The organism is Streptomyces sp. NPDC090499, assembly GCF_044769305.1.
In the GTDB taxonomy this organism is placed as follows: Bacteria; Actinomycetota; Actinomycetes; order Streptomycetales; family Streptomycetaceae; genus Streptomyces.
The window spans coordinates 392,987-413,208 of the sequence record NZ_JBIVXP010000001.1 but is presented as its reverse complement, the minus strand read 5'-3'; the positions used below and the strand labels follow the sequence as shown (position 1 = coordinate 413,208).

Below are 20,222 nucleotides of genomic sequence, written 5' to 3'. Positions count from 1 at the left end.
CCGTCCTCGCGGCGTTCCGAACCGTCCTGGCGGACCGCGTCTCACTGCGAGCCGCGGAACTCCGGCCCCTCCACGATCAGCCCGGCCACCAGCGCCCCCGACATGCCCGCGTGCGGAAGCCCGCCACCGGGGTGGGACCAGTCGCCCACCCGGTACAGGCCCGGCACCCGGGTGGTGTTGGCCGGGTGCAGGAAGCGGCCCCCGCCCGCGGCCAGGGCGGGAGCGGAGATCCCCCCGAACCCCGTGGCGTCCGTAGCCTGTTCCGGCAGCCGCGTCTCGTGCCAGAGCAGCCGCTCCCGCAGCCCGGGCACGGCCGCCTCGGCGGCATTGAGGAGGAAGTCCGTGCAGATCCGGCCCGTGCTCTCCTGCTCCCAGCCGGCGTCGGCCGACAGCACCGCCGACAGCACCACGGACTCGTGCTCGTCGTCCGGTCCCAGCGCCGGGTCGGCGGGGCGCAGCACCGTCACGGTGGGGCGCACCGGCCGGTCGCCGCCGGGCGAGGCCAGCAGGTCCAGTTCGGTCTCGTCGTCCGGAGCGTGCACGACCGTGCGGTGCGCGGCACCGGCCTCCGGCCCGCCCCGGAGCGCGAGCAGCACGGTGAGGCGGACCGGGCGAGGCGCCGTCAGGCGGGCCGCGACATCACCTTCGGCGTCGAGCCGGTTGCCCATGGGCCGGGTGAGGGTGTCGAGCCGCACCGGATCCACTCCGGCCACCACCTGGTCCGCGTCGGCCACACGGCCGTCGGCGAGCTCCACCCCCACCGCCCGGCCGTCCTTCGCCAGCACCGCCACGACCTCGGCGCCGAACACGAACTCGACTCTCCTGCGCACACACCGCTCGTACACCGCGCGCGCCAGCTCCCGCATGCCACCGCGCACGTACCAGGTGCCGAAGGCGTGCTCCAGGTAGGGCAGCACGGCCGCACTCGCCGGCGTGTCACGGGGGTTGAGACCGTACGCGAGCGCGTGGCTGTTCAGGAGCGCGGCCAGCCGCTCGTCGCGCAGCTCCCAGGCGCCGATCTCGTAGAGGGTGTCCGCCCGGCGCGTGCGCAGCAGCTTCTTGTGGGGGACCGACGGGTACGGCTCGCGCTCGGCCAGCACCCGCCAGTTCGGCCACAGCGGCTCCTCCAGGAGCGGGCGCCGGGTGCGGTCCCAGGCCTCCCGGGCCCGCACCAGGAAGTCGCCCCAGCGCTGCCCGGCACCCGCCCCGAGGGCCTCGTCCAGGGCGGCGACGACACCCGCGCGGGAGGCGTTCGGCAGCGACACCTCCGTGCCGTCCGCGAAGACGTGCCGCGCCGACGGGTCCACCTGGACCAGCTCGACACAGTCCTCCAGCGGCTCCTTGCCGGTCTTGACGAACAGGTCGCGGTACACGGCGGGCAGCGTCAGCAGCCCCGGCCCGGTGTCGAAGGCGAACCCGTCGCGCTCGAACCGGCGCACCCCGCCGCCGTACGTCTCCGTACGCTCGTACACCGTCACCCGGTGGCCCGCGACGGCCAGCCGGGCGGCCGCCGCCATGGCGCCCATCCCGGCGCCGATCACCGCAATCCGTCCCATGGCGGCGACTTTATCGACCGCCACCGACAGTGCGGTCAGGCGGGCCGTCAGCCCGGTGGCGGGGGCAGGTGCGCGGCCAGCCGCCGTTCCTCCCGGCGCTGGGCCCGGCGGCGCCAGAACCGCCGGATCCGGGAGATCAGGAACACCAGCACGATCAGGCCGGTCGCCAGCAGCACCGCCGCGACGACCGCCGCGGCCACCGGGTGGAACATCGCGAACGACACGATCCCGGCGACCCCGAGATCCTCGGCGAAGCTCAGCACGATGTTGCTGAACGGCTCCGGCGAGGTGTTCACCGCCATCCGGGTCCCGGCCTTCACGGTGTGGCTGGCCAGCGCCGTGGAACCGCCGACCAGCCCGGCCACCACGTCGTTCAGCGAGCCGCTCTGCCCGGCGAGCAGCGCCCCGACCCAGGCGCCCGCCACGGGCCGGATCACCGTGTGCACGGAGTCCCACACCGAGTCGACGTACGGGATCTTGTCGGCGACCGCCTCGCACAGGAACAGCACGCCCGCGACGATCAGCACCTCGGGGCGCTGCAGCGTCTGGGGGACGTCGTCGCTCAGGCCCGTCGCGCCGAAGAGACCGAGCAGCAGCACCACCGCGTAGGCGTTGATTCCGCTGGCCCAGCCGCTGGTGAAGACCAAGGGGAGTACCGACACGGACGCGATCGTAACCAGTCCGGGGCCGCGCGTCCTGGGCGCCGGTGCGCAGATCTGAGTACGGGTACCCAGCGAACGAGTTGAGTACCCGCACGGATGGGCCGCGACCTGCGGGAACGAGAGAGTGGAGGCACGGAAAGGGGCGCGGGTCCGGCACCGCCGACACGGGGCGGCGGAACGGCACCTTCGCCCTTGACCGCTCCTTCCGCCGATTCGCGTCGGCGGAAGCGAGACACGGGGGAGCGGGGACCCGGGGGAACAGCGGGAAACCGGGGGAGCACGGGGGTGCACGGAAGGCGCCGGTCCGACGGCGGCCCGCGGGAGACGCGGCCGCCGGCGGCCGGCGCTTTCGCACGCCCACGCCCACGCGCGCGTGCCGGTTCCGGAAGGGCGCTCAGCCCCTGCCGCTCACCCGCCCCTGGAGCAGCCGGGACAGTGCGGCGTGGACGTCGTCCAGAGACCGCTCCGGCTGGAAGGACTTCCAGTCCAGGGCCGCCACCAGCACCATCCCGACCAGCGCGGCAGCCGTCAGCTGGACGTCGATCTCCTCGCTGAACTCGCCGTTCTCCACACCCTCGCGCAGCACCCCCTCGACGACCGCGACGGCCTGCTGCCTGACCACCATCAGTGTCGACTGCCAGGCCCGGTTGGTGCGCCACAGCTCCGCCACGTAGAGCTGTGTGAAGGCCGGGTAGCGGTCGATGAAGACCAGGCCCGCGCGGACCATCGCGTCCAGGGCGTCGACCCGGCTGCCGCCCTCCCGCGCGGTCTGCTCGGCGGCGTCCTTGAGGGAGGCGGTGAGCAGGCCCACGCCGTGCCGCAGCAGCTCCTCGAAGAGGACCGACTTGCTCGCGAAGTTGTAGTAGACCGTGCCCTTCGCGACGCCCGCCCGTTCGGCGATCTCGTCCACCGTGGTGGCCGAGAAGCCCTGTTCGGCGATGAGCGTGACGGCGGCCTCGTAGAGCTTCTGCCGGGTGGCCTCACGGCGTGTGCTGCCGCCCGTGGTGCTGCTGCTTTCCATGGTCCTGATTCTCACAGGAACAGCGGCCCCCGCGGGCACGGAGGACGAGGTCATGGAGGTCCTCACAGACTCAGCTCGGGATGCAGCCGGTCCAGCGTCCACACCTGGCGGCGCCGGGCCGAGAGGGCGGTGAGCGCCAGGGCACCCGCCGTGAACGCCACCAGGACGGCACAGGCCTGCCACACCGGTCCGAGGCCGCCGCCCGTGATCAGCCGGCGCAGCGCCGACACGACGTAGCTCATCGGCAGGAACGGGTGGAGCGCGTTGAAGAAGCCGGGGCTGGTCTGCACGGGATACGTGCCGCCCGCCGACGTCAGCTGGAGCATCAGCAGGGCGAGGACCAGGATCCGTCCCGCCGCCCCGAAGCGCGCGTTCAGCCACTGCACGATCGCCGCGAAGCAGGCCGCCACCAGGAACAGGAACCCGACCGTCCCGGCCGCGCGGACCATCTCCAGGCCGATCGCCCAGTGCAGGACGGCCATCAGCGCGGCCGTCTGCAGCACCCCGACCGCGACCACCGGCAGCCAGCCCGCCAGCGCGATCCGCCAGGCCGCCGAACCGGCCGCCAGAGCGCGCCGGTTGAGCGGCTGGATCAGCATGTACGCCACCATCGCGCCCACCCACAGCGAGAGCGGGATGAAGTACGGGGCGAACCCGGTGCCGTAGTTGGGCGCCTTGTGCAGGTCGTGCGAGGCGAGCTGGACCGGGTCGGACATCACCCCGGTGCGCTCGTCCCGGTCCTGCTTGTCGTAGTCGGGGATCTTCGCCGCGCCGTCGTGCAGGCCGCCGGCGAGCGTGTCGGACCCGTCGGCGAGCCGGTACATCCCGCCGTTGAGGTCGTAGGCGCCGGACTTCAGCTTGCCGAGTCCGCTGTCGAGACCGGTGGCGCCGGCGGAGGACGCGCCGAGTCCGGTGTGCAGCTTCGCGGCGCCCGTGGCCACCCGGGCCGCGCCGTCGTTCAGCCTGTCGATCTTCTTGACGGCGTCGGCGACGTCCTCGGAGAGGTGCGGGGCGCGGTCGGCGAGGGCCTGCGCCTGGCTCTGGAGCGTGCCGAGGTTCCTGTCGAGCGTCTTCAGGTCGCCGTTCTGGTCGGCGACCAGCGTGTTCAGGTCGTCGGCGACGGCGGCCACGTCGTCGGCCGCGTCCCTGGCCTTCTTCAGGTCGGGGCAGACCGGGTCGGCGAGCAGGTCCGCCGAGCAGCGCGCCGCGTAGACCTGGTCCAGGGTGCCGGCGGCCGCGTGGGCGGTCTTCGCGGCGGCCGGAGCGGTCTTCACCAGGAGGCCCAGGTTGTCGCGGACGGTCTGTGCCGAGTCGGCGACCAGCCGGGCGGTGTCACCGATGGTCTTCTCGTTCTTCGCCAGGTACGGGCCGACCTTGCCGTACACCCCGTCGACCTGGTCCGCCAGCGCCTGGGTGCCGTCGGCGACCTGCCGCGAGCCGTCCGCCAGGGTGCCCGCGCCCGCGTCCAGCTTCCTGATCCCCTTGGCGAGCTTCCCGCTGCCGGTCTTGGCGTCCGCCAGGCCGTCCGCGAGGTCCTTCGACCCCTTCTCGGCCTTCCCGATGCCGCCGGCCAGGGTGTCGGCGCCCTCGGCGGCCTGCACGGTCTGCCCGTGGATGTCGGCGAACGACACGAAGATCCGGTCCAGGAAGGAGCGGGACGCCTTGGTGGACGCGGCCGAGCGCACCTCGTTGAAGACCGTGCGGGAGATCTGCCCGACGATGTAGTTGTTCGCGTCGTTCGTCCGCACCTGGAGCGCGCCGGTCTCCGGCGAGTCGCCCGCGCTGGAGGCGATGCGCGTGCTGAAGTCGGCGGGCACGGTCAGCGACAGGTAGTACGTGCCGTTCTCGACGCCCCGGCGGGCCTCGGCGGCGCTCACCTCGTGCCAGTCGAAGCTCTTGCTGTCCCTGAGCCCGGCCACGATGTCGTCGCCCGCGGTGACCCGCTTCCCGCTCGCGGACGCGCCCTTGTCGTCGTTGACGAGCGCCACGGGGACGCGGTCGAGGCGGCCGTAGGGATCCCAGAACGACCACAGGTACAGCGCGCCGTACAGCAGCGGCAGCACCAGCAGGGCCACCAGGGCCGCGCGCGGCAGCCGACCCCGTCCGAAGCGCCTGAGCTCAAGCGCGGCCAGTCGCGGCGAGCGCATCGCCGGCCTCCTTGTCTTCCGATGTCTTCGCTGCCTGCGCTGCCTCCGCCGCCTCTGCGGTACCGGCTGCCTCGGTGCTTCCGGTGCTTCCGGTGCTTCCGGTGCTTCCGGTGCTTCCGGTGCTTCCGGTGCTTCCGGTGCTTCCGGCGGTTGCGGTGTCTGCGGTGTTTCCGGTCCGGATGACGACGGCCCCCGGCAGCGCCTCTCCGCACACCGCCACCACCGTCGTCCCGGCCTCGGCGATCGACGCCAACAGCGCCCGCACCTCGGCCCGTTCGGACTCCGACAGCTTCAGGTCCGCGTCGTCCACGGCCAGCAGCCGCGGCTTCCCGACCAGCGCCAGCGCCACGGACAGCCGCAGCGCCTCGATCCGCTCCAGATCCCGTACGGCGGTCCGGGCGCCCTTCGGCAGCGACTCCAGGTCGAGCCCGACGGCGGTCAGGGCGTCGTCGATCCGCTGCCGGGCCCGTGCCCTGCGCTCGGCCCGGGGCCGGACCAGATCACGCAGGGAGTCGCCGAACCGGCGCTGCAGCAGCGCCCGTTCGCGCAGGTGTTCGCCGACGGTCAGGGCGGGTTCGAGGTCGGTCACCCCGGCCACGTTGGCCACCGCACTGATCCGCCGGGCCGCCGCGAGCTGCTTGGGCAGCCGGGCCGCGCCGACGGCCGCGGTGCCCTCGGTGGCCTTCATCCGGCCGGAGAGCGCGAGCAGCAGACAGGTGCGGCCGGAGCCGGACGGCCCCTCCACCGCGATCAGCGCGCCGGGCCCGGCGTCCAGGGAGATCCCCCGGAACGCCCAGCCCCGCGGGCCCTTGAGCCCGAGGTGCTCGGCCCTGACAGGTACGCCGTGCACAGGTTCCCCCCTGCCTCTCGTAGGAAGCACTTTTTGAACTGACTGGTCAGTGCAAAAACTACTCCGAACCTACGATCGAAGCAAAACCCCAGGTCAGAACGGATTGTCAGTGCCATACCCCACGATGGGCACATACGGCACCCCGTGTGAGGGCGCCGTCACTCAGACGACAGGAGGTTCGTCATGGCCAACTCGTCAGCGTCCGCCGCCCACCGGCGCCGCGCCACCGGCCCTGCCCCCTCACTGACCGGCCCGGCGAGCGACGTGCACCCCGTGCTCCGCCGGGCCACGGCCCCGCCCGCCGCCCTCGACCTGCTCACCCAGGCCCGCGCAGCACTCGACGAGGCCGAACTGCTCGACACCCCCAACGAGCGCTACGCCACCGCCCACCTGGCCGCCCTGCGCACCGCCGCCGCCGTGCTCGCCGCCCGCGCCCGCCCCGAGACCTCGCCCCGGCGCCGGGCCCGGATCCGCAGCGCCTGGGAAGTGCTTCCCGAGGTCGCGCCCGAGCTCACCGAGTGGAGCGCCCTGTTCGCCTCCGGCGCCGCCCGCCGGGCCCGCGCCGAGGCCGGCATCCAGGGCGCGGCCGGCCGCCGGGACGCCGACGACCTGATACGGGACGTCGCGATGTTCGTCCGTATCGTCGAGCGGATGCTCGTCCTCCAGCCGGTGCTGCCGCAGCAGCGACTGCAGGACGGGGAGCGGCCGGCCGGCGACCCGGGAAGGGAGCTGCCCGACGCAGGGTGACCAGGCAAGGCGACGGAGGCAACGGGCGGCGGAGGCAATAGGGTGGAGAGCGCCTGAAGCCTTCCCGCCTCCCGCACCCCGGGCCCGGGGAGGCACCGAGTTCGCGCCGCCGGGGAAGAGGCGGTGCCGCGCCGAGGAGTCAACTGCCGTGCCGGACCCCACTCGACCCCGCGCCTCTCTCCGTACCGCCGTGGTCTGGGAGGTTCTTCAGGACGCCCTCGACCGCCGGATCAAGGCCACCGGCCGGGACGCGCTGGACGTCCTGGACACCGGCGGCGGCAGCGGCAACTTCGCCGTCCCCCTGGCCCGCCTCGGCCACCGCGTCACCGTCGTCGACCCCAGCCCGAACGCGCTGTTCGCGCTGGAGCGCCGGGCCGCCGAGGCCGGCGTGGCCGACCGGGTCAAGGGCGTCCAGGGCGACGTCCTCGGCCTGTTCGACGTGGTCGAGCGCGGCGCCCACGACGTGGTCCTCTGCCACGGCGTGCTGGAGCACGTCGACGACCCGGCCGAGGGCGTGCGCAACACGGTGGCCGCGCTGCGCTCCGAGGGCGTCCTCAGCCTGCTCGCCGCCGGGCTCGGCGGAGCGGTGGTCGCCCGCGCCCTCGCCGGCCACTTCACGGAGGCCAAGCAGGCCCTGGAGGACCCCGACGGGCGCTGGGGCAGCGGCGACCCGATGCCGCGCCGCTTCACCGCCGAGACGCTCACCGGCCTGGTCGAGGGCGCGGGCCTGGCCGTCACCGCCGTGCACGGCGTGCGGGTCTTCGCCGACCTGGTCCCCGGCGTCCTGGTGGACACCGAGCCGGGCGCGCTGGACGCCCTGCTCAAGCTGGAGGCGGCCGCGGCCGAGCTCCCCGCCTTCCACGCCGTCGCCACCCAGCTGCACGTGCTCGGCGAGACACCGGGTGCCGCCGGGGTCTGAGATTCTCCTGAGACGCGCCCGCTGATCAGGGGCTCGACAGCGGATGGAGTACGCCACAGGCCCCCCGATCGAGGGGTTTGCGCCGTATGATCGAGGGAGACCAGCCCGGCATGACGGGTCGGCTGCCGGGGAATGGAAGCCTCAGCGAGCCGGGACTGCCATGGCGGGCTCCGGTTGGCCAATTGGCCTAGAGGGGCGGGTTTCACGGGGGCGATTCCCTGCCTATCCTGAAGGGACCCCCCGGGTCGCCCCGGCGACTGCACGATGAGGAGGACGCCGTGCCGCTCTCGGAGCACGAGCAGCGAATGCTTGAGCAGATGGAGCGAGCGCTGTACGCCGAAGACCCCAAGTTCGCGACAGCGCTTGAGGGAAGCGGCCTGCGGACGTACACCCGGCGACGGGTCTACCAGGCGGTGGCCGGCTTCCTCGTGGGTATCGCGCTCCTCATCGCCGGAATGGTCGTCCAGCAGGTCTGGGTCAGCGTGGTGGGATTCCTCGTCATGCTGGGCTGCGCGGTCCTCGCCGTCACCGGCTGGCGCAAGGCCCCCAAACCCGGTGAGCAGCCCGCAGGCCCGCAGGCCCGGCGCCAGAGCCGGCCGAAGCGGTCGATGATGGACCGCATCGAGGAGCGCTGGCAGCGGCGCCGCGACGAGCAGGGCCACTGACGGCTTCACCGGAAGGGCCGACAGGCCGAACAGAGTGTGACTGAGGGGTGACCGCCGGTCGGTGGTCACCCCTCAGGCGTTGCCGGGTGCCGTAGCCCGAGACTTCGCTGCGGGCCGTCCCTCGGCTGCGGGTGCGTGGGGGGCTGGTCGCGTAGTTCCTCCCCCAGCCTTCGGCCGGGGATACCCCCAGCGCCCCTCACGGGGCGCTGCAGCCGCCGTGTCCCCCCCACGCCACCCCCGTCAGCCCTCCTGCTCCGACGGCTTGCGCAGGGTCGGCCGGAGGGCCGCCGCCCGCTCGCGCAGCCGGGACCACCCTGCCGACGCCGCCCACACCGCGCGCACGCTCGACCGCGGAGCGAACAGGGCCCGCAGGCGGGTGGGGACGCCGACCGTGCCGTTGAACGCGGCCGTCACCCGGCGGACGTCGTCCGCGAGGCACGCCGGCGGTTGCGGCCGTGGCGCGTACAGCACCTGTTCGACCGCGTCCGCCACCCGGTGCACCGAGGCCGCGGCGGCCGGATCCAGACGGCCGAGCCGGACGATCCGGGCGGCCGCGTTGCGCGGGGTCTGCGACTCGTCCGGAAGGATGCCGAAGTCCCAGGCGGTGTCGGTCAGTTCCAACCAGACCGCCACCGTGTGCGCCGCCATGCCCGACGGCGTACGGCCGTGCGCCCCGAGCCGGACCGCCCGCGCCCGCTGCCGGTACAGCATCGGCGACAGCGGCACCGCCAGGACGGCGAGACCGCCGAGCGCCCACAGGGCCAGCTGCCACCACGGCGGGCCGCCGTCGCCACTCTGCACCGTGACCACCGCCGACGCGCTGGCGCAGGCGTCCTGCCTGCGCAGCTGCGGCGTGCAGCTCTCGCTCTGCGAGGCCGAGGCCGACGGCGCCGCCGAGGCGCCCTTGGAGGGCAGGGTCTCGTCCGGCACCGAGGAGCCGGGCGTCTGCGACACCGTGTACGACGGGGTCGTGCCCCGGGTCGGGGTCGGCTCGAAGCGGGTCCAGCCCACGCCCTCGAAGTACAGCTCCGGCCAGGCGTGCGCGTCCTTCAGGCCCACCGACACCGTGCCGTCCGCCTGCGGGGTGCCGGGTGCGAAGCCCACCGCGACCCGGGCCGGGATGCCCAGCGTCCGGGCCATCGCGGCCATCGCGAAGGAGAAGTGCACGCAGAAACCGCGCTTCTGCTTCAGGAAGTTCGCGATCGCGCCCTCGCCCCGGCCGACCTCCACCTGGGTGTCGTACTGGAAGCCGCCCGTCACCGCGAAATAGTCCTGGAGCTTGACCGCCTCCTCGTAGTGGTTCGCCGAGCCCGCGGTGACCTCCTTCGCCGTCTGCGCCACCACCGACGGCAGCGAGGAGGGCACCTTGGTGTACTCCCTCTCCATCGCCGCCGAGGCATCCGGCGCCGCGGCCAGCTGCTCCGCCGTCGGCTGCACGTCCAGGCTGGTGACCTGGTAGGTCTCACCGCGCGTGTTCTGCCCGTGGTCGCCGACGAGGGTCATCCCGACCGGCTCGTAGCGCCAGGTGCCGGCCACCTTCACCCCGCTCGGCGGGTACGGCATCGGCAGCCAGTCCTGGGCGTACCAGTCGGCGGCCGCGATCGTCGACTGCACCGTCGTCCGCTTGACGTCGGCACCCAGTCCTGCCGGGGTCGGGAACCTGCCCGGCACACCGGTGATGTGCCGCTGGGCCGGCTTCCAGGTGGTGCCGTCGAAGTCGTCCAGGGACACGATCCGCAGGTACAGGTCGGAGACGTCGTCGCTGGTGGTCCGCACGGACAGCACCTGGCGGTCCTCGTCCACGTTGAGGCTGTCCCGCAGCGAGACCAGCGGGTTGACCGCGGAGATCGTGCCGCCGTTCCCGTTGCCCACGCCGACACCGGTCCCGGCGCCGTCCAGCAGGCCGCCCTGGATCGAGGGCATCACGAACGGCACGAACAGGGCGACGCTCAGCACGGCGAAACCGATCCGGCGCCCGGTGCGCACCGGGGCCACCGCGCCGCTCTCCTGGCCGCCCGGGGTGCGCGCGGCCCCGCCGAACACCCGGCCCCACTGCGATAGCCGGTCCCGGCCCTCGGCGAGCAGCAGCATCAGGTAGCCGGCCGCCGCCACCAGGAACCACAGCCAGTCGGTCGGCCCGTCGGACAGCCCCGCCGCCACCGAGTAGAGCGCGAGCAGCGGCAGCCCGGCCGGGGCCGCGCTGCGGAAGGTCACCGCGAGGGTGTCCACGACCAGCCCGACGACCAGGACCCCGCCGATCACCATCAGCCGGATGCCGGGCGTCAGCGGCGCGGGTATCGCGTACCGGCTGACGTCGTCCGAGCCCTGCTGGAGCAGGTCGCCGAGGTACCGGAAGGTGTCCGGGCCGGGGATCACCCCGGCGATCGCGTGGCTCCGGGCGCACACCAACGTCAGCATCAGCAGCGTGGCCAGGACCTGCGCGGCCACGGTCAGCGGCCGGGCCAGCGGCACCCGCCGGGCGGCCGCGCCCACGCCCGTCTGGACCGCCAGCAGGAACGCCGCCTGGAACAGCCAGGTCATCGGGGAGACCAGCGGCAGCAGCGCGCAGGACGCCATCAGCGTCGCCGCCGCCGCGGTGAGGGCGAGCCGGGCGCGTCCGCTCATCGCCATGCCTCCCCGCTCAGCGCGGCCGGGCCGGTGCGCTCCCGGTCGGCCTGCCGCCACAGCTCGGCCACGCCGGCGCCGCGCGGCACGCTGACGGCCGTCCAGCCGGCCTCGCGCAGCATCCGCAGCCGGTCCTCGTGCGCGTCGCCGGGAGCGGGCACGTCGGCCGGCTCCCTGATCCAGGTGTCCGGGTCCAGCACGAAGGCCAGGGCACCGCCGCTGCGCTGGCGCATCTTCGCGGCCACCGTCGCCTGTTCCTCGTCGAGGTCGCCGAAGAAGGCCACCAGCAGCCCCTCGTTCCCACTGCGCAGCACGTCGTAGGCGCGGGACAGGCCCGTGCCGTCCGAGTGGTCGATCACCGCCAGGGTGTCCATCATCAGCCCGGCCGCCTCCGCCGACTCCTGTCCGGTGCCCGCGAATCCGTCGGCGCCCTCGCCGGGCACCGAACTGCCGGTGTCCGTCAACAGCCGGACCGAGAAGCCGCGTTCGAGCATGTGGACCAGGACCGAGGCGGCACCGGAGACCGCCCACTCGAACGCCGAGTCCGGACCCGCGCCCTCGTAGGCGCCGCCCCGGGTGTCGAGGAGGACCGTGCAGCGGGCGCGCTGCGGCTGCTCCTCGCGGCGCACCATCAGCTCGCCGTAGCGGGCGGTGGAGCGCCAGTGCACCCGGCGCAGGTCGTCGCCGTACCGGTAACCGCGCGGGATCACGTCGTCCTCACCGGCCAGGGCCAGCGAACGCTGCCGCCCGTCGCCGTACCCCTTCGCCTCGCCGCTGAGCCGGACCGGTGGCAGCGGCTCGACCTTCGGGATCACGGTCAGGGTGTCGAACGTCGAGAAGGAGCGGGTCAGTTCGCACATGCCGAACGGGTCGGTCAGGCGCAGCTGGAGCGGGCCCAGCGGGTAGCGGCCGCGCAGGTCCGAGCGGACCCGGTAGGACACCTCGCGGCGGCCGCCCGGCTCCACCCGGTCCAGGACGAAGCGGGGGCGCGGGCCGAGCACGTAGGGCACCCGGTCCTGGAGCATCAGCAGGCCGGTGGGCAGCCGCGAGACGTTGTCCATCCTCAGGTGCACCCGGGCCTCGCTGCCGGCCGGTACCCGCGCGGGGGAGAGCCGGCGGCTGCCGGCCACCCGGTAGCGGGTGCGGTGCAGCACGGCCGCGCAGAGCAGCGGCAGCACGGCGAGCAGCAGCCCGACCCGGCGCAGATCGGCCTGGCCGAGGATGTACGCGCAGATCACCGCCGCGATGCCGGCCGCGAGGAAGGAGCGGCCGCGGGTGGTCAGCCCGGCCAGGGCCGTGCGGATCCCGCCTGTCTCCCCGCGGTCGGCCTCCGCCGGGGCACCCATCACAGACTCCGCGGGGGCTGCTGGGGATACGCCGGCACGCCCCGGCCCAGACCACCGAAGCCGGTCTGCTGCTGGGGGGCCGCGGGCACCGGGGTGGACTGCAGGATCTCCTGCACGACCTGCTCCGCGGTGCGCCGGTTGAGCTGGGCCTGGGCGGTGGGCAGCAGCCGGTGCGCCAGGACGGCCACGGCGAGCGCCTGCACGTCGTCCGGCAGCGCGTACTCCCGGCCGCTCAGGGCCGCCGCCGCCTTCGCCGCGCGCAGCAGGTGCAGCGTCGCCCGCGGGGAGGCGCCGAGTCTGAGGTCGGGGTGGGTTCGGGTGGCGGCCACCAGGTCCACCGCGTACCTGCGGACCGGCTCGGCGACGTGCACCCCGCGCACGGCCTCGATCAGCTTCACGACGTCATGGGCGTGCGCGACCGGCTGGAGGTCCTCCAGGGGGTTCGCCCCGCCGTGGATGTCGAGCATCTGCAACTCGGCCTCCACGCTGGGGTAGCCGACCGAGACGCGGGCCATGAAGCGGTCGCGCTGGGCCTCGGGCAGCGGGTAGGTGCCCTCCATCTCGACCGGGTTCTGGGTGGCCACCACCATGAACGGGCTGGGCAGTTCGTAGGTCTGCCCGTCGATGGTGACCTGCCGCTCCTCCATCGACTCCAGCAGCGCGGACTGGGTCTTGGGCGAGGCACGGTTGATCTCGTCGCCGATCACGATCTGCGCGAAGATGGCACCCGGCTTGAACTCGAAGTCCCGGCGCTGCTGGTCCCAGATGGACACGCCGGTGATGTCCGACGGCAGCAGGTCCGGCGTGAACTGGATGCGCCGTACCGTGCAGTCGATGGACCGCGCCAACGCCTTCGCCAGCATCGTCTTGCCCACGCCAGGGACATCCTCGATCAGAAGATGCCCCTCGGCGAGCAGCACGGTCAGCGAAAGCCGTACGACCTCGGGCTTGCCCTCGATCACACCCTCCACCGAACTGCGGACGCGCTCCACAGTGGCGGTCAGATCAGTGAGGCTCGCTCGATCGTCATAGGTCGTCACCCGGCCCTCCTCGGCCCGTCATTGCCCGGCCGGCGCGTCGTCTCGCACAACCGGCCCACCCCGAATCACGGACACCACGCGTGAATGGTTCCGCGCGACGTCTCACACCGCATTCTTGCTGCCGTTACCGATTCGTGTCACTCGCCTGTGGACAACTGCCCGCAGTATGTCGGTCTTGCGGCCTTTCGACCGCCTATTCGACAGGAGGTCGACAGCTTACGGCGGTCGGGTTGCGGGGTGCACGGTCTGCTCGGCGGACCTGAGCGCGGCGCCGGGATCGGTGCCAGGGGGGCCAGGGGGGTGTGACACGCCCGGACCGGGCCGAGGGGCGGCCCGGTCCGGGCGGGTGGAGCCTTCGGTGCGGCCGGTCAGACCGGGTCGATCTCGCGCAGGAGGCCGGTGCGGACGTCGAAGACGAAGCCGCGTACGTCGTCGGTGTGCTGCAGGAACGGCGAGGTGCGCACCCGCTGCATGGACTGCCGGACGTCCTGGTCGACGTCCCGGAAGGACTCCACCGCCCAGGCCGGGCGCTGGCCGACCTCCATCTCCAGCTCGGTGCGGAAGTCCTCGGTGAGGGCCTCCAGGCCGCAGCCGGTGTGGTGGATCAGCACGATGCTGCGGGTGCCGAGCTTGCGCTGGCTGATGGTGAGGGAACGGATCACGTCGTCGGTGACCACGCCGCCGGCGTTGCGGATGGTGTGGCAGTCGCCGAGCTGCAGGCCGAGCGCCTTGTGCAGGTCGAGGCGGGCGTCCATGCAGGCCACCACGGCCACGTGCAGCACGGGCCGGGCGTCCATGCCGGGGTCGGAGAAGGCGGACGCATAGGTCCGGTTGGCGTCGACCAGGCGGTCCGTCACGGTGCCGTCCGTGGTTATGGCGCCTTCGGATCCAGTGGGAACTGCTGCGGAAGTCGTCATAGTCATGACGTTACTGGTCACGTGTGGTCACGGCCTCCTGTGAGAGGGGACAAAGAACGTCATCGTGGCTTGTTGTGAGCTAACCCACACGGAGGGCAGAACGCGTCCGCACGGGTGATTCCCGGTGAATCCCCACTCCGGCCCGGACGCCGTACGCGCCGCGCAGGCCGGTTGATTGACCGCGCGACACGGTGGACTAAAGTGACGCGAAGCGGGAGGCGAGGCTCTCCCCGCTGGTGAAATCCCCTGGAGACCCCGGCACGTGCCCGGACCGTCTCCCCACGTGCGCGGTGCGCGTACCGAGCGGGCGGGGACCCGGCGGTGCGTCCCCGTGCCGGAACTGAGAGGCCCCCTAAAAATGCAAGGGCGCGAAGCGCTTCCGAATAAGGGCGGTGGCGGGCGACGGGAGGGCCAGAGTCGACACGTCCCGGTGATGCTCCAGCGGTGCCTGGATCTGCTGGCACCCGCCTTGGAGCGGCCGGGAAGCGTGGTCGTCGACTGCACCCTCGGCCTCGGCGGCCACAGCGAGGCGCTGCTGACCCGTTTCCCCGAGGCCCGCCTGGTCGCCCTGGACCGCGACAAGGAGGCCCTGCGCCTGTCCGGCGAGCGGCTCGCCCCGTTCGGTGACCGCGCCACCCTCGTGCACGCCGTCTACGACGAGCTCCCCGCCGTACTCGAACGCCTCGGCATCGCGCGCGTGCAGGGCGTCCTCTTCGACCTCGGCGTCTCCTCGATGCAACTCGACGAGGCCGACCGGGGCTTCGCCTACGCCCAGGACGCGCCCCTGGACATGCGCATGGACCAGTCGACCGGCATCAGCGCCGCGGAGGTCCTCAACACCTACCCGGCCGGCGATCTGGTCCGCGTGCTGTTCCAGTACGGCGAGGAGAAGCAGGCCAAGCGGATCGTCTCGGCGATCGTCCGGGAGCGCGACAAGGAGCCGTTCAGCAACAGCGCCCGGCTCGTCGAGCTGATCCGGGACGCGCTGCCGCAGGCCGCCAAGCGCACCGGCGGCAACCCGGCCAAGCGCACCTTCCAGGCGCTGCGCATCGAGGTCAACGGCGAACTCGCCGTCCTGGAAAGGGCGATCCCGGCCGCCGTGAAGACCCTCGCGGTCGGCGGCCGGATCGCCGTGCTGTCGTACCACTCGCTGGAGGACCGCCTCGTCAAGCAGGTGTTCGCGGCCGGAGCCGCCACCACCGTGCCGCCCGGGCTGCCGGTCGTGCCCGAGCAGTACCAGCCCCGGCTCAAGCTGCTCACCCGCGGTGCCGAACTTCCCACCGAGGAAGAGGTCGCCGAGAACCGCAGGGCCGCTCCGGCGCGTCTTCGGGGAGCCCAGCGCATCAGGGAGGAAGCCGAGTGAGCGAGCGGGGTTTCCGGACCCACCGGAGGACACGTGAGTAGGAAACCCGAGCTGCGGGGCCGGGCGGCCCGGCTCGCCCGGCTCTTCCCGGCCGGCCGCGCCCGCCAGGCCGCCCGCACCCCGTTCGTCCTGCTCGTCGTCCTGCTCCTCGGCGGCGGCCTGATCGGCCTGCTGGTGCTGAACTCGGCGCTCAGCGAGGGCTCGTTCAAACTCGACGACCTGCAGAAGCAGACGAAGAACCTCACCGACGAGGAACAGGCGCTGCAGCGGGACATCGATGCCTACTCCGCCCCCGACGCCCTCCAGCGCCGCGCCCGCGAACTCGGCATGGTTCCCGGCGGCGACCCGGTCTTCCTCGGCCCGGACGGCACCGTGAAGGGTGTCCCCAGCCCCGCCGGCCTCCGGCAGACCACCGCGCCGCCCGCTCCCGAGGCGCTCGGCACGCAGTCCGCTTCCGCACCCGCCCCGACGGCCACCGGCTCCGTGCCGGCGACGGCACCCCCGGCCTCCGCGCCGGTGACGGCGGCCGGAGCGACGCCCACCCCGGCCCTCACGCCCGGGACCGCCCCGACCACGACCCCCGGCAGGTGACGGAAGTGCCCGACACTTCTGGAAACAGGCAGCCGCCGCGCCGCCGCGTGCCCGGCCCCGCCAAGCCGCCCCGCCCCCGGGACCCCAGGGGCGCCGTCCGGAGCCGGTCCGCTCCCGGTCCCGGCGCCCGCCCGGTCCGCCGCCCGGGCGGACCGCGCCCCCCGGCCGCACCCCCCCTGCGCCTCGGCAGCCCCCGCCCCCGGCTGCGCATGGTCGGGCTCGCCCTGACCCTGGTGCTGCTGGTCTTCGTCGGCCGCCTGCTCCAGGTCCAGGCCGTCGACGCCAGCGCGTACGCGGCGAAGGCCGAGCAGAACCGGTACGTCGTGCACACCCTGGCCGCCGAGCGCGGCGGGATCACCGACCGCAACGGCGTGGCGCTGGCGATCAGCGAGGACGCGTACGACATCACGGCCGACCCCACGATGTTCACCGGCAAGCAGCTCAAGGTGGCCGACGGACCCGAGCAGGCCGCCGCGCTGCTCGCCCCGATCCTCGGCAGGAGCCAGGCCGACCTCGTCAAACTGCTGCGGCCCGCGAACAAGGACCTGCGCTACGTCCGGCTCGCCACCCGGCAGACCCCGCAGGTCTGGAAGCAGATCAAGGACCTGAAGGCCGCGCTCACCGCCAAGGCCGCGACCGGCGACAACACCGTCAACGTGCTGGCCGGCGTCTTCGCCGACCCGAGCAGCCAGCGCGTGTACCCCAACGGCGACCTGGCCGCCGGGATACTGGGCTGGGTCAACGCCGACGGCAAGGGCGGCGGCGGCATCGAGCAGCAGCTCGACAAGGAGCTGACCGGCAAGGACGGCAAGATCCGCTACGCCCAGTCCGGCGGCCGCGAGGTGCCCACCGCGGGCTCCACCGAGACCCCGGCCGTGCCCGGCTCCGACGTCGAGCTGACCATCGACCGGGACATCCAGTGGGCCGCGCAGAACGCCATCAGCGAGCAGGTCAAGAAGTCCAAGGCGGACCGCGGCTACGTGGTCGTCCAGGACACGCAGACCGGGCAGATCCTGGCGATGGCCGACTCGCCCGGCTTCGACCCGAACGACCTGTCGACGGCCGACGCCGACGCGATGGGCAACGCGGCCGTCCAGGACGCCTACGAGCCCGGCTCCACCGCCAAGGTGATGTCGATGGCGGCCGTCCTGGAGGAGAACGCCGCCACCCCGCTCACCCACGTGGTGGTGCCCAACCGGCTGCACCGCGGCGACCGGCTCTTCAAGGACGACGTCGACCACGACACCTGGTACCTCACGCTCAACGGCGTGCTCGCCAAGTCCAGCAACATCGGCACCATCCTCGCCACCGGCCAGCTCGGCAAGACCCAGGAACAGGCCAACCGGGTCCTCTACACGTACCTGCGCAAGTTCGGCATCGGCAGCTACTCCGGGCTGGACTTCCCCGGCGAGACCAAGGGCATCCTGGCCGCCCCGAACAAGTGGTCGACCTCGCAGCAGTACACGATTCCTTTCGGTCAGGGCTTCTCCATCAACGCCATGCAGGCGGCTTCCGTCTACTCGACGATCGCCAACGGCGGGGTCCGCGTCGAGCCGACCCTGGTGCGCGGCGCCAAGGGTGCCGACGGCCGCTTCACCCCGGCCGCCCAGCCCAAGAAGACCCGCGTGATCAGCAGGCAGACGGCCAAGACCCTCGCCGAGATGCTGGAGTCCGTGGTGGACGACGAGCAGGGCACCGGCGCCAAGGCGGCCATTCCCGGCTACAACGTCGCGGGTAAGACCGGTACCGCCAACCGAGTGGATCCGGCCACCGGCAGGTACCGCGGCTACACCTCGTCGTTCGCCGGTTTCGCACCCGCCGACAAGCCCCGCATCACCGTCTACTGCGCCATCCAGAACGCCACCGCCGGCAGCTACTTCGGCGGCCAGATCTGCGGCCCGATCTACAAGCAGGTGATGGAGTTCGCCCTCAAGACCCTGCAGATCCCGCCGACCGGCGCCAAGGCGGCGAACCTGCCCGTCGACTACAAGCCCTGATCAGCGCCCCAGCACCTCGCACAGACCACCAGGAACGAGCTCGTGACAACGATCACCCCCGATCCCGGGAACCACGGGACGCCGCGCCCCTCGCCCACCCGTCGCCCGCCACCGCCCTTGCAGGACCGCGCTGCGCGCGGGCCCCTTTTTAGCTCGCAGGCGGGTGCGCCCGGTACGCTCACCGCCGTGCCACACGCTGATCAGTCCCAAACCACCCAGAAGGGCGCTTCCGTGACATATCCGGGGCCGCCCAGGCCGGTTCAGGTCTCCGCAACACCCCTCGCGGAGCTCGCCGATCAGCTGGGTGCCGCCGAGCCGGAACCCGCGAAACGCACCGTCGAGGTCACGGGCATCACCCATGACTCGCGCGCGGTCCGCCCCGGCGACCTGTACGCCGCCCTGCCGGGCGCCCGGCTGCACGGCGCCGACTTCGCCGCCCAGGCCGCCGGCCTCGGCGCGGTCGCCGTACTGACCGACCCGACGGGCGCCGAGCGCGCCGCCGCGACGGGCCTGCCGGTCCTGGTTGCCGACGACCCGCGCGGGCGGATGGGCGAGCTGGCGGCGACCATCTACGGCCGTCCGGGCCGCGACCTGCTCCAGATCGGCATCACCGGCACCTCGGGCAAGACCACCACGGCGTACCTGGTCGAGGGCGGCCTGAAGACCGCGCACAGCACCGGTCTCATCGGCACCGTCGAGATGCGCATCGGCGACGAGCGCATCAAGTCCGAGCGCACCACCCCCGAGGCCACCGACCTCCAGGCCCTGTTCGCCGTGATGCGCGAGCGCGGCGTCGAGGCGGTCGCCATGGAGGTCTCCAGCCACGCCCTGGTCCTCGGCCGGGTCGACGGCTGCGTCTTCGACATCGCCGTCTTCACCAACCTCAGCCCGGAACACATGGAGTTCCACTCCGACATGGAGGACTACTTCCGGGCCAAGGCACAGCTGTTCACCCCGGAACGCAGCAGACGGGCCGTGGTCAACGCCGACGACGAGTACGGCCGCCGGCTGGCCCGGGAGGCCTCCGTCCCGGTCGTCACCTACTCCGCGGAGGGCCACCCCGACGCCGACTGGCGGGCCGCGGACGTGCACATCGGCCCGATGGACTCGACGTTCACGGTCGTCGGGCCGAAGGGCGTCCGGATCGCCGCCAAGTCGCCGCTGCCGGGCCCCTTCAACGTGGCGAACACCCTCGCCGCGATCGTCGCCCTCGCCGCCGCCGGGCTCGACCCGCAGACCGCCGCCGACGGCATCGCCGCCGTGCCGGGCGTGCCGGGCCGCCTGGAACGCGTGGACGCCGGGCAGCCCTACCTCGCCGTCGTCGACTACGCCCACAAGACGGACGCCGTCGAGTCGGTCCTGCGGGCCCTGCGCAAGGTCACCAAAGGCCGGCTGCACATCGTCCTCGGCTGCGGCGGAGACCGCGACCGGACCAAGCGGGCCCCGATGGGCGCCGCCGCGGCCCGGCTCGCCGACATCGCCGTACTGACCTCCGACAACCCCCGCTCCGAGGACCCCCTCGCGATCCTCGCGACCATGCTCGAAGGCGCCGCCTCGGTGCCCGCCCACGAGCGCGGCGAGGTGCTCCTCTTCGAGGACCGGGCCGCCGCGATCGAGGCCGCCGTCGCCCGCGCGCACCCCGGCGACACCGTGCTGGTCGCCGGCAAGGGCCACGAGCAGGGCCAGGACATCGCCGGTGTCATCCGCCCCTTCGACGACCGCCAGGTCCTCCGCGAAGCCATCCGGAAAACCCAGGGATGAAAATCCAGAAGACCC

Annotated in this window: 16 protein-coding genes; 7 read left to right on the top strand and 9 right to left on the bottom strand. The window is 73.1% G+C overall.

The window, feature by feature from the left end:
- Positions 1 to 41 precede the first annotated feature (41 nt).
- From ACIQVL_RS01880 to ACIQVL_RS01860, 5 genes are all read right to left on the bottom strand, one after another.
- A complete protein-coding gene (locus ACIQVL_RS01880; protein WP_403474010.1) occupies positions 42 to 1,556 on the bottom strand; it encodes a phytoene desaturase family protein in 1,515 nt (504 codons plus the stop codon).
- Between the two features lie 47 nt (positions 1,557 to 1,603).
- On the bottom strand, positions 1,604 to 2,218 hold the full coding sequence (locus tag ACIQVL_RS01875; RefSeq protein ID WP_403474009.1) for a DUF4126 domain-containing protein: 615 nt from the start codon (positions 2,216 to 2,218) through the stop codon (positions 1,604 to 1,606).
- A 394-nt stretch (positions 2,219 to 2,612) separates the two neighbouring features.
- Complete coding sequence (locus ACIQVL_RS01870; protein WP_403431311.1) at positions 2,613 to 3,239, bottom strand: TetR/AcrR family transcriptional regulator; 627 nt, start codon at positions 3,237 to 3,239, stop codon at positions 2,613 to 2,615.
- A gap of 62 nt (positions 3,240 to 3,301) precedes the next feature.
- Positions 3,302 to 5,386, bottom strand: a complete 2,085-nt coding sequence (locus tag ACIQVL_RS01865) for a YhgE/Pip family protein (RefSeq protein ID WP_403474007.1) — start codon at positions 5,384 to 5,386, stop codon at positions 3,302 to 3,304.
- Entirely contained in the window at positions 5,358 to 6,236 is an 879-nt protein-coding gene (locus ACIQVL_RS01860; RefSeq protein ID WP_403474005.1) for an ATP-binding cassette domain-containing protein, read from the bottom strand. Before ACIQVL_RS01860 ends, ACIQVL_RS01865 begins: the two co-directional genes overlap by 29 nt.
- Before the next feature lie 183 nt (positions 6,237 to 6,419).
- Between ACIQVL_RS01860 and ACIQVL_RS01855 the strand changes: the two genes are divergently transcribed.
- The 3 genes from ACIQVL_RS01855 (at position 6,420) to ACIQVL_RS01845 (ending at position 8,567) form a co-directional block, all read left to right on the top strand.
- Positions 6,420 to 6,983: an SAV_6107 family HEPN domain-containing protein gene (locus tag ACIQVL_RS01855; RefSeq protein ID WP_403474004.1), complete on the top strand. Its 564-nt coding sequence runs from the start codon at positions 6,420 to 6,422 to the stop codon at positions 6,981 to 6,983.
- Positions 6,984 to 7,131: 148 nt separating this feature from the next.
- Positions 7,132 to 7,902, top strand: a complete 771-nt coding sequence (locus ACIQVL_RS01850) for a methyltransferase (RefSeq protein WP_403431322.1) — start codon at positions 7,132 to 7,134, stop codon at positions 7,900 to 7,902.
- Positions 7,903 to 8,180: 278 nt separating this feature from the next.
- The gene (locus tag ACIQVL_RS01845; protein WP_403431325.1) at positions 8,181 to 8,567 is read left to right on the top strand and encodes a DUF3040 domain-containing protein; all 387 of its coding nucleotides are present in this window, start codon (positions 8,181 to 8,183) and stop codon (positions 8,565 to 8,567) included.
- A 240-nt stretch (positions 8,568 to 8,807) separates the two neighbouring features.
- Here ACIQVL_RS01845 and ACIQVL_RS01840 read toward each other — a convergent pair whose 3' ends face one another.
- The 4 genes from ACIQVL_RS01840 to ACIQVL_RS01825 all read right to left on the bottom strand — a co-directional run bounded on the left by ACIQVL_RS01840 (position 8,808) and on the right by ACIQVL_RS01825 (position 14,495).
- Positions 8,808 to 11,192 (bottom strand): DUF3488 and DUF4129 domain-containing transglutaminase family protein, encoded by a 2,385-nt coding sequence (locus tag ACIQVL_RS01840; protein ID WP_403474003.1) that lies wholly within the window; start codon positions 11,190 to 11,192, stop codon positions 8,808 to 8,810.
- The gene (locus tag ACIQVL_RS01835) at positions 11,189 to 12,538 is read right to left on the bottom strand and encodes a DUF58 domain-containing protein (RefSeq protein ID WP_403431330.1); all 1,350 of its coding nucleotides are present in this window, start codon (positions 12,536 to 12,538) and stop codon (positions 11,189 to 11,191) included. The genes ACIQVL_RS01840 and ACIQVL_RS01835 overlap by 4 nt, the downstream gene beginning before the upstream one ends.
- A complete protein-coding gene (locus ACIQVL_RS01830; protein ID WP_403474001.1) occupies positions 12,538 to 13,578 on the bottom strand; it encodes an AAA family ATPase in 1,041 nt (346 codons plus the stop codon). Before ACIQVL_RS01830 ends, ACIQVL_RS01835 begins: the two co-directional genes overlap by 1 nt.
- Before the next feature lie 368 nt (positions 13,579 to 13,946).
- The gene (locus tag ACIQVL_RS01825; RefSeq protein ID WP_403431335.1) at positions 13,947 to 14,495 is read right to left on the bottom strand and encodes a beta-class carbonic anhydrase; all 549 of its coding nucleotides are present in this window, start codon (positions 14,493 to 14,495) and stop codon (positions 13,947 to 13,949) included.
- 358 nt (positions 14,496 to 14,853) lie between these two features.
- Between ACIQVL_RS01825 and rsmH the strand changes: the two genes are divergently transcribed.
- From rsmH to ACIQVL_RS01805, 4 genes are read left to right on the top strand one after another with little or no spacing between them, the layout of a single operon-like run.
- Positions 14,854 to 15,858 carry a 16S rRNA (cytosine(1402)-N(4))-methyltransferase RsmH gene (rsmH, locus tag ACIQVL_RS01820; protein WP_403474000.1) on the top strand — a complete coding sequence of 335 codons (1,005 nt, stop codon included), beginning with the start codon at positions 14,854 to 14,856 and terminating at the stop codon, positions 15,856 to 15,858.
- Positions 15,859 to 15,891: 33 nt separating this feature from the next.
- Positions 15,892 to 16,449, top strand: coding sequence for a septum formation initiator family protein (locus tag ACIQVL_RS01815; RefSeq protein ID WP_403473999.1), 558 nt, complete (start codon positions 15,892 to 15,894; stop codon positions 16,447 to 16,449).
- Positions 16,446 to 18,446, top strand: a complete 2,001-nt coding sequence (locus tag ACIQVL_RS01810; protein WP_403473997.1) for a peptidoglycan D,D-transpeptidase FtsI family protein — start codon at positions 16,446 to 16,448, stop codon at positions 18,444 to 18,446. The genes ACIQVL_RS01815 and ACIQVL_RS01810 overlap by 4 nt, the downstream gene beginning before the upstream one ends.
- Positions 18,447 to 18,488: 42 nt before the next feature.
- Positions 18,489 to 20,207, top strand: a complete 1,719-nt coding sequence (locus ACIQVL_RS01805; RefSeq protein ID WP_403473996.1) for a UDP-N-acetylmuramoyl-L-alanyl-D-glutamate--2,6-diaminopimelate ligase — start codon at positions 18,489 to 18,491, stop codon at positions 20,205 to 20,207.
- Positions 20,208 to 20,222 lie beyond the last annotated feature (15 nt).